At 75.8% G+C, this 12,690-nt stretch carries 10 protein-coding genes; 9 read left to right on the forward strand and 1 reads right to left on the reverse strand.

The window, feature by feature from the left end:
- Positions 1–157: 157 nt before the first annotated feature.
- The 9 genes from GCU69_RS24725 to GCU69_RS24765 all read left to right on the forward strand — a co-directional run bounded on the left by GCU69_RS24725 (position 158) and on the right by GCU69_RS24765 (position 11,319).
- The gene (locus GCU69_RS24725; RefSeq protein WP_156207214.1) at positions 158–940 is read left to right on the forward strand and encodes a 2,3-dihydro-2,3-dihydroxybenzoate dehydrogenase; all 783 of its coding nucleotides are present in this window, start codon (positions 158–160) and stop codon (positions 938–940) included.
- A gap of 359 nt (positions 941–1,299) precedes the next feature.
- Positions 1,300–2,523: an isochorismate synthase DhbC gene (dhbC, locus tag GCU69_RS24730; RefSeq protein ID WP_098752168.1), complete on the forward strand. Its 1,224-nt coding sequence runs from the start codon at positions 1,300–1,302 to the stop codon at positions 2,521–2,523.
- Positions 2,520–4,304, forward strand: coding sequence for a (2,3-dihydroxybenzoyl)adenylate synthase (locus GCU69_RS24735; protein WP_235978687.1), 1,785 nt, complete (start codon positions 2,520–2,522; stop codon positions 4,302–4,304). Before dhbC ends, GCU69_RS24735 begins: the two co-directional genes overlap by 4 nt.
- Before the next feature lie 56 nt (positions 4,305–4,360).
- On the forward strand, positions 4,361–4,993 hold the full coding sequence (locus GCU69_RS24740) for an isochorismatase family protein (RefSeq protein ID WP_098752159.1): 633 nt from the start codon (positions 4,361–4,363) through the stop codon (positions 4,991–4,993).
- Between the two features lie 5 nt (positions 4,994–4,998).
- The gene (locus GCU69_RS24745; protein ID WP_098752160.1) at positions 4,999–5,229 is read left to right on the forward strand and encodes a phosphopantetheine-binding protein; all 231 of its coding nucleotides are present in this window, start codon (positions 4,999–5,001) and stop codon (positions 5,227–5,229) included.
- Positions 5,226–9,524, forward strand: coding sequence for a non-ribosomal peptide synthetase (locus GCU69_RS24750; RefSeq protein ID WP_156207216.1), 4,299 nt, complete (start codon positions 5,226–5,228; stop codon positions 9,522–9,524). The genes GCU69_RS24745 and GCU69_RS24750 overlap by 4 nt, the downstream gene beginning before the upstream one ends.
- The gene (locus GCU69_RS24755) at positions 9,521–9,739 is read left to right on the forward strand and encodes an MbtH family protein (protein ID WP_098752162.1); all 219 of its coding nucleotides are present in this window, start codon (positions 9,521–9,523) and stop codon (positions 9,737–9,739) included. The genes GCU69_RS24750 and GCU69_RS24755 overlap by 4 nt, the downstream gene beginning before the upstream one ends.
- Complete coding sequence (locus tag GCU69_RS24760) at positions 9,736–10,488, forward strand: 4'-phosphopantetheinyl transferase family protein (RefSeq protein WP_098752163.1); 753 nt, start codon at positions 9,736–9,738, stop codon at positions 10,486–10,488. The genes GCU69_RS24755 and GCU69_RS24760 overlap by 4 nt, the downstream gene beginning before the upstream one ends.
- Positions 10,489–10,593: 105 nt before the next feature.
- On the forward strand, positions 10,594–11,319 hold the full coding sequence (locus GCU69_RS24765; RefSeq protein WP_328630018.1) for a GNAT family N-acetyltransferase: 726 nt from the start codon (positions 10,594–10,596) through the stop codon (positions 11,317–11,319).
- Positions 11,320–11,524: 205 nt separating this feature from the next.
- Here GCU69_RS24765 and fes read toward each other — a convergent pair.
- Positions 11,525–12,690, reverse strand: a 1,166-nt coding sequence (gene fes, locus GCU69_RS24770; RefSeq protein ID WP_156207217.1) for an enterochelin esterase, incomplete at its 5' end; no start/stop codon positions are given.

The following is a 12,690-nucleotide window of genomic DNA, read 5'->3' on the forward strand; positions in this document are numbered from 1 at the left end:
CGGGCCGACCACCCGGAGGCGGGGGAGGCGGCGGGTGTCCTCGGAGGGCACCCGCCGCGTCATGCGCCCAACCGGACTGTGTTAGGTTAGGCAAGCCTTACTTGAGGGGTCGTCGCGGTTCGCCGCGGACGGCCGGAACGGAACGAGAGGAAGCGCCGTGCAGGAGCCGGAACTCGCAGGCCGTGTCGCCCTGGTGACCGGTGCCGGGCAGGGCATAGGCGAGGCCGTGGTGCGCGCACTCGTGGAGCGGGGCGCGCGCGTCGCGGCCGTCGACCGCAACGCCGAGGGCGTCAAGGAACTGGAGGCCGAGTTCGGCCCCGCCACCGTCACCGCCCATCCGGCCGATGTCACCGACAGCGCCGCCGTCGACGAGGTCGTGGACCGGGTCGAGCGGGAGACCGGCCCCCTCGGCATCCTCGTCAACGTCGCCGGCGTGCTGCGCACCTCACCTGTCGTGGACCTCGGCGACGAGGACTGGTCACAGACCTTCGCCGTCAACACCACCGGCGTCTTCCACACCTCCCGCGCGGTGGCCCGCCGCATGTCCGGGCGCGGCTCCGGCTGCATCGTCACCGTCGGCTCCAACGCCGCGGGCGTTCCCCGCGCGGGCATGGCGGCGTACGCCGCCTCCAAGGCCGCCGCCACCATGTTCACCAAGTGCCTGGGCCTGGAACTGGCCCGCACCGGGATCCGCTGCAACGTCGTCTCACCCGGCTCCACCGACACCGCGATGCAGCGCGGCATGTGGGGCGGCGACCCCGACGCGCCCGACCGGGTCGTCAACGGCGACCCCGCCTCGTACCGCGTCGGCATTCCCCTCGGCCGGATCGCCGCGCCCGGCGACATCGCGGACGCCGTCACCTTCCTGGTCTCCGACCGCGCCCGGCACATCACCATGCACGACCTGTACGTGGACGGCGGCGCGACGCTGCGCGCCTGACCGGCGCCCGGACCGCGGCGCGACCGGTGTGTCCGGCCGGTCCCGTGCGCGGAGGCGTGCACGGACGCATGCCCGGACACCGCACCGCAGTGCACAGCCCCGCCCCGTCGCACCGTCTCACCATCGCTCAGGCGCACCGTCGCGACAGCCCACCACCCCCACCCACCCAGACCCGGCTCCACGAGGCCGGAGAACAGGAGCAGCAGGTGACCACGGCTCACGATGCCGCTGCCACTGAGGCTGCCGGCCGGCGGCAGACCGGCACCGTCCCGACCACGGCCGCGGTGCCTCCCGGCACCGGACCGGCGGGCACCCCCGCCACCTCCCCGGCACCGGCGGGCCCCGGTCCGGGCAGGGCCGTGGGGCCGGCTGCCGCGCGGGGACCGCGGGCCGCCGCGGACACCGCGCGGACCGCCCCGGCAAGCGGTGTGGTGGGAGCCGCCACCGCCCTGCTCGACGCGTACGCAGGAGGCGACAGCCGGTTCTTCGCCTCCCCGACCAGGACCCTGCTCGCCCGCGGCACCCGCGCCGTGGTGCCGCACGACGAACGGCCGCTGCCGCTCCGCGTCACCGAGACCCTCCGCGCCGCCCGCGCCGCCGCGGCGGGCAGCCCCGTGGTCGTCGGCGCCGTACCGTTCGACCACACCGCCCCCGCCGCGCTCACCGTCCCCGCCGGCACCAGCTGGGCCCCGCCGCTCGCCGAGGACCCGCTCGTCGCGCTCCCCGCCGCCACGCCCGCGGCCACCGCCTGGGAGGTCACCCCGGTGCCCGCCCCGGAGGTCTACGGCGCGGCGGTCACCGAGGCCGTACGGCGGATGCGCCGCGAGGAGTTCGGCAAGGTCGTCCTCGCCCGCACCCTCGAACTGGAGTCGCCCCGGCCGCTCGACATCCCCGCGATGCTCCAGCGGCTCGCCCGCCGCGACCCGTCCGGCTACACCTTCGCCCTGCCGACCGGTCCCGGCCGCACCCTCCTCGGCGCCAGTCCGGAACTGCTCGTCTCCCGGCGCGGCGGGCGGCTCGTCGCCAACCCGCTGGCCGGTTCCGCGCCCCGCAGCACCGACCTCGCCGAGGACGTGCGCCGCGCCGCCGCGCTCCTGGAGTCGCCGAAGGACCTGCACGAACACGCCGTGGTCGTCGACGCCGTACGGGAGGCCCTCGCCCCGTACTGCACCGCTCTGGAGGTGCCCGAGCGGCCCACGCTGGTGCGCACCGCCGCGATGTGGCACCTCTCCACCACCGTCACCGGCGAGATCCGCGACCCCGCCGCCGCGTCCGCCCTGGAGCTGGCCTGCGCGCTGCACCCGACGCCCGCGGTGTGCGGCACGCCGACGGACACCGCGCGGGACGTCATCGCCGAGCTGGAACCCTTCGACCGGGGCTTCTTCACCGGCGTCGTCGGCTGGCAGGATGCCGCGGGCGACGGCGAATGGGTCGTCACCATCCGCTGCGCCGAGGCCGAGGAGCGGTCCCTGCGGCTCTACGCGGGCGCGGGCGTCGTCGCGGCGTCCTCCGCGCAGGCCGAGACCGACGAGACGGCCGCCAAGTTCCGTACCTTCCTCCACGCCGTGGGAGCCGACCAGTGAGCACCGCGCACATCCCGGCCACGCCGGGCACACAGGACACGCCGGACAAGCCGAGCACACAGGGTGCCCCGGGCGCGCCGGGTGCGACGGGGACGCCGCCCGGTCCGGACGGGGCCCGGTCCGCGGCCGCCCCGACCTGGCCCGCCGAGTACGCCGAGCGCTACCGCGCCGCCGGCTGGTGGCGCGGCGAAACCTTCGGGCAGGTGCTCCGCGAGCGCGCGGCGGCCCACCCGGACCGGATCGCGGTGGTCGACCCCGGCCCCGCGCCCGACGGCTCGGCCACGCGCCGCTGGACCTACCGGGAGCTGGACGAACGGGCCGACCGGCTCGCCGCGGGCTTTCTCGCCCGGGGCATCGCCAAGGGCGACCGCGTGGTCGTGCAACTGCCCAATGTCGCCGAGTTCTTCGCCGTGCAGTTCGCGCTCTTCCGGATCGGGGCACTGCCGGTGTACGCGCTGCCCGCGCACCGCGAGACGGAGATCCGCTACTTCTGCGAATTCACCGGTGCCGTCGCCTACGTCGTGCCCGATGTGCACGCCGGCTTCGACCACCGGGACCTCGCGGCGCGGATCCGCGGGGAAGTCCCCACGCTCCGGCACGTCTTCGTCGTGGGCGAGCCCGGCGAGCACACCGCGCTGACCGACGCGGAGGCCGACCCCGGTGCGGAGGCCGAGGTGCCCGGCGACGGCCCGGCCCCGGACGACCTGGCCTTCCTCCAGCTGTCCGGCGGCAGCACCGGAGTGCCGAAGCTCATCCCGCGCACCCACGACGACTACATCTACTCGCTGTGGGGCTCCAACGAGATCTGCGCCGTCGACGAGCACAGCGTCTACCTGTGCGTGCTGCCCGCCGCGCACAACTTCCCGATGAGTTCGCCGGGCACCCTCGGCGCCTTCTACGCCGGTGCCCGTGTCGTGCTCTGCCCGCAGCCCGGCCCCGATACGGCCTTCCCGCTGATCGAGCGCGAGGGCGTGACCATCACCGGGCTGGTGCCGCCGCTGGCCCTGGTCTGGCTGGAGGCCGCCGAGCGCGGCACGCACGACCTGTCCAGCCTCCAGGTGCTGCTGGTGGGCGGCGCCAAGTTCAGCGCGGAGGCCGCCCGCCGCGTGCGGCCGACGCTGGGCTGCACGCTCCAGCAGGTGTTCGGAATGGCGGAGGGCCTGGTCAACTACACCCGGCTGGACGACCCCGAGGAGATCATCGTCACCACCCAGGGCAGGCCGATCTCCCCGGACGACGAGATCCGGATCGTGGACGAGGAGGACAACGACCTGCCCGCCGGTGAGACCGGCCATCTGCTGACCCGCGGCCCGTACACCATCCGCGGCTACTGGAACGCGCCCGAGCACAACGCCCGCGCCTTCACGGCCGACGGCTTCTACCGCACCGGTGACGTCGTGCGGATGACGGAGACGGGGCACCTCGTGGTCGAGGGCCGCGCCAAGGACCAGATCAACCGGGGCGGCGAGAAGGTCGCGGCCGAGGAGATCGAGAACCACATCCTGGCCCACCCGTCCGTACACGACGTGGCCGTCGTGTCGATGCCCGACGCCTATCTCGGCGAGCGCACGTGCGCCTACGTCGTGCTGCGGGACGGCGCGGAGCCGCTCAAGCAGATCACCGTCAAGAAGTTCGTACGGGAACGGGGTCTCGCCTCGTACAAGGTGCCGGACCGTGTCGAGTTCGTCGACGCCTTCCCGGCCACCGGCATCGGCAAGGTCAGCAAGAAGGACCTGCGCGCCGCCATCGCCGAACAGGTCCGCCGGGCCGCGGACGGCTGACGGCGTACCCCGCCGGCGCCCCGCCCCCACACCGCTCGAAAGGCAACCCCACCACCATGGCCCTTCCCGCCATCGCCCCGTATCCCATGCCCGAGGCCGGCGACCTGCCCGCCAACCGGGTGGACTGGACGCCCGACCCGGACCGGGCGGTCCTGCTCGTGCACGACCTGCAGAACTACTTCCTGCGCGCCTTCACCCCGGACACCTCGCCCGTCACCGAGCTGCTGGCGAACGTCGCCCGGCTGAAGAAGGAGTGCGCGCGCCTGGGGGTCCCGGTCGTCTACTCCGCGCAGCCCGGCGGCCAGACCCCCGCGGAGCGGGGACTCCAGCAGGACTTCTGGGGCCCGGGGCTCCCCGACGACGAACAGGCGAAGGCCATCCCGGAGGCGGTGGCGCCGGAGGCCGGGGACACCGTCCTGACGAAGTGGAAGTACAGCGCCTTCGTGCGCAGCGACCTCGCCGAGCGGATGGCGGCGCAGGGCCGCGACCAGCTCGTGATCGTCGGCGTCTACGCGCACATCGGTGTGATGATGACGGCGTGCGACGCGTGGATGCGCGACATCAAGGCGTTCCTGGTGGCCGACGCCCTGGCGGACTTCTCCGAGCGCGACCACCGCACGGCGCTGGAATGGGCGGCCGCCAAGTGCGCCGTCGTCACCACCACCGACCGTCTTTTCGAGGGGAAGTAGGCACCATGGCACTCACCCTGGAGCAGATCCGCGCCGACGTCGCCGACGTGCTGGGCGAGGACCCGGCGGACATCCCCGACGACGAGAACCTCGTCGACTACGGCCTGGACTCGGTCCGCATCATGGCGCTGGTGGAGCGCTGGCGGCGGGACCACGGCACCGAGGTCACCTTCGTGGACCTGGCCGAGCAGCCCGCCATCGAAAAGTGGGCGCCCCTGCTGGGGGCCGCGGCATGACGGTCCACGACCTGGCCGCGGCGCGCGGCACGGACACCTCCGCGGCGGGCGGCACGGACACGTCCGCGGCGGGCGGTGACGGTGCGGCAGCCGGTGAGCCGGCAGGTGCGGCGGCGGTCGCGCCCGCCGGTCCGCCCGCCCTTGCGGCAGCCGGTGAGCCGGCCCGCCCCGGGCCCGACCGCGGGCTTCCGCTGACGGCCGCCCAGTCCGGCATGTGGTTCGCGCAGGCCCTCGACCCGGACAGTCCGGCGCAGAACACCGCCGAGCTCGTGGAGATCCACGGCCCCGTCGACCCGGAGCTGTTCGTCCGCGCCCTGCACCGGGTCGCGGGCGAGGCCGACGCCCTGCGGGTGCGGCTCGTGGAGACCCCGGACGGACCCCGGCAGCTCCCGCTCGCCCTGGGCCCGGCCCGCGCCGCCCCGGCACCCGGCCCGGCCCGCGACACCGGCCCCACCACGACCACGGAACCCGCGCGGAACCCGGCCCGGGACACCGTCCCCTCCGGCGCCGTCTCCTCCTCCGCCGTCTCCTCCGGCGACGCCCCCGCCGCCACCGTTCCTTTCCCGTTCCACCTCGCCGACCTGCGCGACCGCACCGACCCGGACGCGGCCGCGCGGGCCCGGACCGGCGACGACCTGTCCCGGCCGTTCGACCTCGCCGCCGGACCGCTGTTCGCGCACGCCCTCTTCCGCGTCGGTGACGAGCGCTGGCTGTGGTACCAGCGGGTCCACCACGCCGTGATGGACGGCTACGGCTACTCCCTGCTCGCCCGCCGCACCGCCGAGGTCTACACGGCGCTGGCCGCGGGCGAGGAGCCCGGCCCGAGCCCCTTCGGCCGCCTCGGGGACCTCGTCGCCGAGGACACCGCCTACCGCGCCTCCGAGACGTACGAGAAGGACCGCGCCCACTGGACGGAGCAGTTCGCCGACCGCCCCGAGGTGCCGAACCTCGCCGGACGCACCGCCCTGCCGTCCCGCACCTTCCTGCGCCGCACCGCCCGCCTCGCGCCCGAGGCCACCGAACGCGTCCGCGAACTCGCCTCGTCGCTCCGCGCGACCTGGCCCGACGTGCTGATCGCCGCCCAGGCGCTGTACGTCTCCCGGGCCACGAACTCCCGCGAGGTCGTCCTCGGGCTGCCGATGATGGGCCGGATGGGCTCCGCGGCACTGCGCATCCCCGGCATGGTCATGAACGTCCTGCCGCTGCGTCTGACCGTCGCCCCCGGGGACACGTTCGCCCAGCTGACCCGGCAGGTCGTCCTCGGCATCCGCGCCGCCCGCCGGCACCAGCGGTTCCGCTACGAGGACATCCGGCGCGAGCTGGGCCTGCTCGGCGAGGGCCGCTCCCTGGTCGGCCCGCTCGTCAACGTGATGCCGTTCGACTACGGGCTGACCTTCGCGGGCGCCCGCTCCGACGCGCACAACCTGTCCGCCGGACCCGTGGACGACCTCACCGTCAACATCTACGACCGCGCCGACGGCTCCGGCCTGCGCATCGACTACGACGGTAACCCGGCGCTCTACGAGGAGCCGGAACTCGCCGCCCACCAGCGCCGCTTCCTGCGACTGCTGACGGCCGTCGCCGAGGGCGACCCGCACGCCCCGACCGGCTCGCTCGCCCTGCCGACCCCCGTCGAACGGGACCTGGTCCTCACCGAGTTCAACGACACCGCGCAGCCGGTGCCGCCCACCACGCTCATCGGCCCGATCGAGGCCCAGGCCGCCCGCACCCCGGACGCGCCCGCCCTCGTCTTCCGCGGGCGGACCCTCTCGTACGCCGGACTCAACGCCCGGGCCAACCGGCTGGCGCGGGAACTGACCGCCCGCGGCGTCCGCCCGGGCACGCTCGCCGCGGTGGCGCTGCCGCGCTCGGTGGACCTGATCGTCACCCTGCTGGCGGTGCTCAAGGCGGGCGGTGCCTATCTGCCGCTGGACCCGGACTACCCGGCCGGGCGGCTCGCGTACATGCTGGAGGACGCCGCCCCGGTCTGCGTCGTCACCGACGCGGCCACCCGCGCGGCGCTGCCCGCCACCGGGCGGCCCGTGCTGGAACCGGGCGACCCGGAACTGGCCGCGCGGCTCGCCGCGCACCCGGCCACCGACCCGGGCCGCGCCCTGACCCCGCAGCACCCCGCGTACGTCATCTACACCTCCGGCTCCACCGGCCGCCCCAAGGGCGTCGTCGTCCCGCACTCCGCGATCGACAACCGGCTCCGCTGGATGCAGGCCGAGTACCGGCTCGCCCCCGGCGACAGGGTGCTCCAGAAGACGCCGTCCGGCTTCGACGTGTCCGTGTGGGAGTTCTTCTGGGCCTTCCGGCAGGGCGCCACCCTCGTCGTCGCCGAGCCCGGCGGCCACAAGGACCCGGCCCACCTCGCCCGGCTGATCCGCGAACAGGCCGTCACCACCGTGCACTTCGTGCCGTCCATGCTCCAGGTGTTCCTCGCCGAGCCGGCGGCCGCGGACTGCGACGGGCTGCGCCGCGTGTTCTGCAGCGGCGAGGCCCTGCCGCGGGAGACGGCCGAGGAGTTCCACCGGGTGCTGCCCGGGGTGCCGCTGCACAATCTGTACGGCCCGACCGAGGCCGCCGTCGACGTCACCCACCACCCGTGCGTCCCCGGGGAGCGCGGCCCGGTGCCGATCGGCAAGCCCGTCTGGAACACCCGGCTGTACGTGCTCGACGCGGCACTCCAGCCGTGCCCGCCCGGCATCCCCGGCGAGCTGTACCTCGCGGGCGTCCAGCTGGCCGACGGCTACCTGGGCCGGCCCGCGCTCACCGCCGGCCGCTTCGTCGCCGATCCGTTCGGGCCGCCCGGCAGCCGGATGTACCGCACCGGCGACCTGGCCCGCCGCCGGGACGACGGCGCCGTGGAATACCTCGGCCGCACCGACCACCAGGTCAAGCTGCGCGGCCAGCGCATCGAACCGGGCGAGATCGAGGCCGCGCTGGCCGCCTGTGAGGGCGTCGCCGCCGCCTGCGTCCTGGTCCGCGAGGACCAGCCCGGCAACCAGCGGCTCACCGGCTATGTCACGCCCGCCGCGGGCACCCCCGGCGGCACGCCCGACCCCGACGCGCTGCGCGCCGAGCTGGCCGGGCAGCTGCCGGACCACATGGTGCCGCAGGACCTGCTCGTCCTCGCCGACTTCCCGCTCAGCCCCAACGGCAAGCTGGACCGCGGCGCGCTGCCCGCCCCCGACCGGTCGTCGGCCGGGCGCGGGCGCGCCCCCCGCACCCCGCAGGAGGAGACCCTCGCCCGGCTGTTCGCCGAGGTGCTCGGGGTGCCGTACGTCGGCGTCGACGACGGCTTCTTCGACCTGGGCGGCAACTCGCTGCTCGCAGCCCGGCTCGTCGCCCGGGTCCGGGACGCGCTCGGCGCGGAACTCGCCGTCGGAGCGCTCTTCCGGGCCCCGTCACCGGCAGCGCTCGCCGACCGGCTGCACGTCGCCGGCGACAACCGCGAAGCCCTCGGCGTGCTGCTGCCGCTGCGCCCCGTCCGGCCCGGCTCGCGCACCCCGCTGTTCGTGTTCCACCCGGCCGGCGGCATCAGCTGGTGCTACTCGGGACTGCTCGCGCACCTCGGCGCCGACCAGCCGGTGTACGGACTCCAGGCCCGCAACCTCGCGGTGCCGGAGGACATGCCCGGCACCATGGAGGAGATGGCCGACGACTACCTCGCGCAGCTGCGCAAGGTCCAGCCGCACGGCCCGTACCGGCTGCTCGGCTGGTCCGTGGGCGGCGTCGTCGCGCACACCGTCGCCGTCCGCCTCCAGGAGGCCGGGGAGCGGGTCGACCTGCTCGCGCTGCTCGACGCCTACCCCTCCGACCAGTGGCGGGACCTGCCGATCCCGGCCGAGGCCGACGCGCTGGGCGCGCTGCTGCGGATGGCCGGTTTCGAACCGCGAGGTGACACCGACCGGGAACAGGTGCTGAACTTCCTGCACGAGGAGGGCAGCGCGCTGGCCAACCTGCCGGAGCACACCCTCAACTCGGTCGTGGACATCGTCGTCAACAACGCCCGGCTGATGCGCACGCACCGGCACCGGGTCTTCGACGGCGACCTGGTGTTCTTCACCGCCGCCGCGCCGCGCGCGGAGAGCTGGCTGGACCGGCGGGGCTGGGCGCCGTACGTCACCGGCCGGCTGCTCAACCGCGACCTGGACTGCCTGCACCCGCAGCTGACGCAGCCGGAACGGATCGCCGAGGTCGCCGGGGTGCTCGCGCCCCGCCTGGCCGCCGAACCGGCTGCCGAACCCGTCGGCGGGCCGGCCGACATCCCGGAGGAGAACGCCCGATGACGAATCCCGGCCCCTTCGACGCGCCGGACGGCCCCCGGGCCGTCGAGCCCACCCACCGGGTGCTGCGCAACGCGGCGGGGCAGTGGTCCCTGTGGCCCGCGTTCGCCCCGGTCCCGGCCGGCTGGGACACCGTGCACGGGCCGGCGCCGCACGCGTCCTGCGAGGAACACGTCGAGCGGGCGGCGCGGGCGGCGGCCGAGGACGCCGCGAGATGACGGCCGTCCGGCCCGCCGGGGCCGCGTCGCCGCGCTGGCTGCTGCCCGCCGGGCCGCCACCGCCCCGCTGGGACCCGGCGGGCGGCACCGCGCTGTGGCTGGTCTGCGTGCCGGAGCACGACGCGGCGCGCGGCGCCGGGGCCTCGTACGGTCTGCTGGACGCCGGGGAGCGGCGCCGGGCCGCCGCGTTCGTCCGGGACGTCGACCGGCGGCGGTACCGGGTCGCGCATGTGGCGCTGCGCAGGCTGCTGGGCGGATACCTCGGCCGTGACGCGGCCACCGTCGTGCTGCGGCGCGAACCCTGTCCCGGCTGCGGCGGCCCGCACGGCCGGCCGGCCGTGCCGGGGACCCCGCCGCCGCTGCACTTCTCCCTCTCGCACGCCGGGGACCTGGTCCTGATCGCCGTCGCCGCCGTACCCGTCGGCGCCGATGTGGAGGCGCTGCCGTCCGCGTCGACCGCCGCCGACGTGGCGGCCGCGCTGCACCCCGGGGAGCGTGCCGAACTGGCCGCGCTGCCCGCGGCGGACCGGCCGGCCGGCTTCGCCCGCTGCTGGACCCGCAAGGAGGCCTACCTCAAGGGCACCGGCACGGGGCTCGCCGAGGACCCGTCGGTCACCTACGTCGGCGCCGGGCCGGAACCCGCACGGCTGCCGCACTGGGACCTGGCCGACGTGCCCGTCCCGGCGGGTTACGCGGCGGCCTGCGCGGTGCGCCGCACGGGCGGCGCCGCAGCGGGCCCGGGAGCGTAGCCGGACCCGGGCGGCGGCGGGCGGCTCCGGCGCGGGGTGGCGGTGCGCCGTTCCGGCAGCGTTCCGAGCGGTCCTGTCGTGCCGTCCGCGATCTAGGATGGCGGGATGCGTGAGAGCGGTTATCTCCTGTCGGGCCCCAGGGTGGCGATCCGTCACCTGGAGGCGGAGGACGCCGACGAGTACACGGCCTGCGTACGGGCCAGCCAGGAGCTGCACCACCCCTGGATCTCCCTGCCGCGCACCCGCGAGGACTTCACCGCGTATCTCCAGCGCTTCGACGGCCTGGGCCGGAAGGGCTTCGTCATCTGCGAACGGGACAGCGGCCGGCTCGCCGCCGGAGTGGCGATCAACGGCATCGAGTACGGCTCCTTCCGGTCCGGTTCGCTCGGCTACGGGGCCTTCGCGCACGCGGCCGGACGGGGCCTGATGACGGAGGGACTCGGACTCGTCGTCCGGCACGCCTTCGACGCCCTTGCCCTGCACCGTCTGGAGGCCAACGTCCAGCCCGGCAACGAGCCGTCCCGGCGGCTGGTGCGGCGGCTCGGCTTCCGGCTGGAGGGGCTGTCGCCGGACTTCCTGTTCATCAACGGCGCGTGGCGGGACCACGAGCGGTGGGCCGTCACCACCGAGATGCTGGCCGGGACGGGCGGCGCCGCGGCCCGCACGGGGCGGGCCGGCGCGGACCCCGCGAAGGGGGACGAGGCGAGGCCGGACGACGCGATTCCGGACGATACGGGGCCTGATCACACGACGCGGGCCGCCGCGGCCGGGGACGGCACGGGGCGGGACGGCGCCGGGCGGGGCGACACGGCCCAGTCCGCCGCGGGCTGAGCACGATCCGCCCGCGGGACGGGCCCGGCACCCGGCGGGCCCGCGCGGGGACGGCGCCCGCGGACCTGCGCGAGAACGGCACCCAGCGGTCCCGCGCGAGAACGGCGCCGCGGACACCGGGCCGCCGTACGGCGCCGGGCCGGCCGGCTTCCGCCGCGCACACCCGGCCGCCGTCCGGCGCCCGAGCCGGCGGCTTCCGCCGGTCTCAGTCGCCGAGCAGCGCCACCAGGCCGTCGGCGAGTTCCGTGCGCCAGCACAGATAGTCGTGGCCGCCGTTGAACTCCCGGTAGTCCGCCGCGTACCCCTTCTCCCGCAGCGCGTCGCGCAGCCTGCGGGAGGCCGGCAGCAGCACCCACTCCTGCTCGCCCGCCGACAGCCGGAAGCGCACCGGCAGCCGGGGCGACCGGCGGACCAGCCCGGTCAGCCACTCCGCCTGCGGGCCGTCCGGCCACCAGAACGACCCCGACTGGGACAGCACGTTGCCGAACCGGTGGGGCGCGCGCAGCGACGCGTACGCCGCCATCAGCCCGCCGAGGCTCTGCCCGGCGAGCACCGTGCGCCCGGGATCGCCCGTGACCGGCCAGCGGTCGCCGGCCCACGGCAGCAGTTCGTGCTCCAGGAAGTCCGTGAACGCCTCCCCGCAGGCCAGTTCGGACCAGCGGGTGTCGCTGTCGGCGGAGTCGGGCAGCAGCGCCAGCACGGGCGGGATGCGGCCGTCCGCGATCAGGTTGTCCAGGAGCACCGACACCGACAGGCCGGGTTGCCACATCTCGCCGTCGAACAGCACCAGTACGGGCAGCTCACGGGCCCCGGCGGCGCCCGGGGGCTCGTACGCCCACACCGTTCGCCCGCCTCCGAGGGCGGCGCCGGGCAGGGTGTGCCGGGAGACCGTGCCGGCCGGCACGGCGGTCCGGGGTGTCCAGCCGGCCGCTCCGGGGGCGTCCGGCAGTTCGACGACGGACAGCGGGGCGCCGCCCCAGCGGCGCGGAAAACGGCGCGCGTTCAGCGGGTCGGGGCGCGGACGGCCGCGCAGCCACGTCCAGTAGGCGGCGCCCGCGGCGGGCCCGGGGCGGTCGCCGTCCGGGCCGTCACCGGCGTCCGGGCCGTCGGCCGCGTCCACGCACAGGGCGTAGGTGGCGCGCCAGTCGCGGCGCATGCGCACCGACCAGTGCCACACGTCGGTCCCCGGGATCCGCTCGCACAGATTGCCCGCCGGGTCGCGCGGGTCCATGACCTTGTTCGGCAGCACCAGCACCGCGCGGGTGCCGTCGCCGCCGCGCCACAGGAAGGTGACGACGGCGTACGCGGGGTCGCCGTCCGGGTCGGGCTCGACCAGCGGGGTGCCCTCGGCACCGACCGTCCGCCAGAAGT

This window comes from Streptomyces lycii (assembly GCF_009735685.1).
Taxonomy (GTDB): Bacteria; Actinomycetota; Actinomycetes; order Streptomycetales; family Streptomycetaceae; genus Streptomyces; species Streptomyces lycii.

What these genes read in the sequence shown, in the direction of transcription:
- GCU69_RS24755 (WP_098752162.1), top strand. Translation starts at nt 9,521, where the DNA reads ATGACGAATCCCGGCCCCTTCGACGCGCCGGACGGCCCCCGGGCCGTC.
- GCU69_RS24740 (WP_098752159.1), top strand. Translation starts at nt 4,361, where the DNA reads ATGGCCCTTCCCGCCATCGCCCCGTATCCCATGCCCGAGGCCGGCGAC.
- GCU69_RS24745 (WP_098752160.1), top strand. Translation starts at nt 4,999, where the DNA reads ATGGCACTCACCCTGGAGCAGATCCGCGCCGACGTCGCCGACGTGCTG.
- GCU69_RS24760 (WP_098752163.1), top strand. Translation starts at nt 9,736, where the DNA reads ATGACGGCCGTCCGGCCCGCCGGGGCCGCGTCGCCGCGCTGGCTGCTG.
- GCU69_RS24765 (WP_328630018.1), top strand. Translation starts at nt 10,594, where the DNA reads ATGCGTGAGAGCGGTTATCTCCTGTCGGGCCCCAGGGTGGCGATCCGT.
- GCU69_RS24750 (WP_156207216.1), top strand. Translation starts at nt 5,226, where the DNA reads ATGACGGTCCACGACCTGGCCGCGGCGCGCGGCACGGACACCTCCGCG.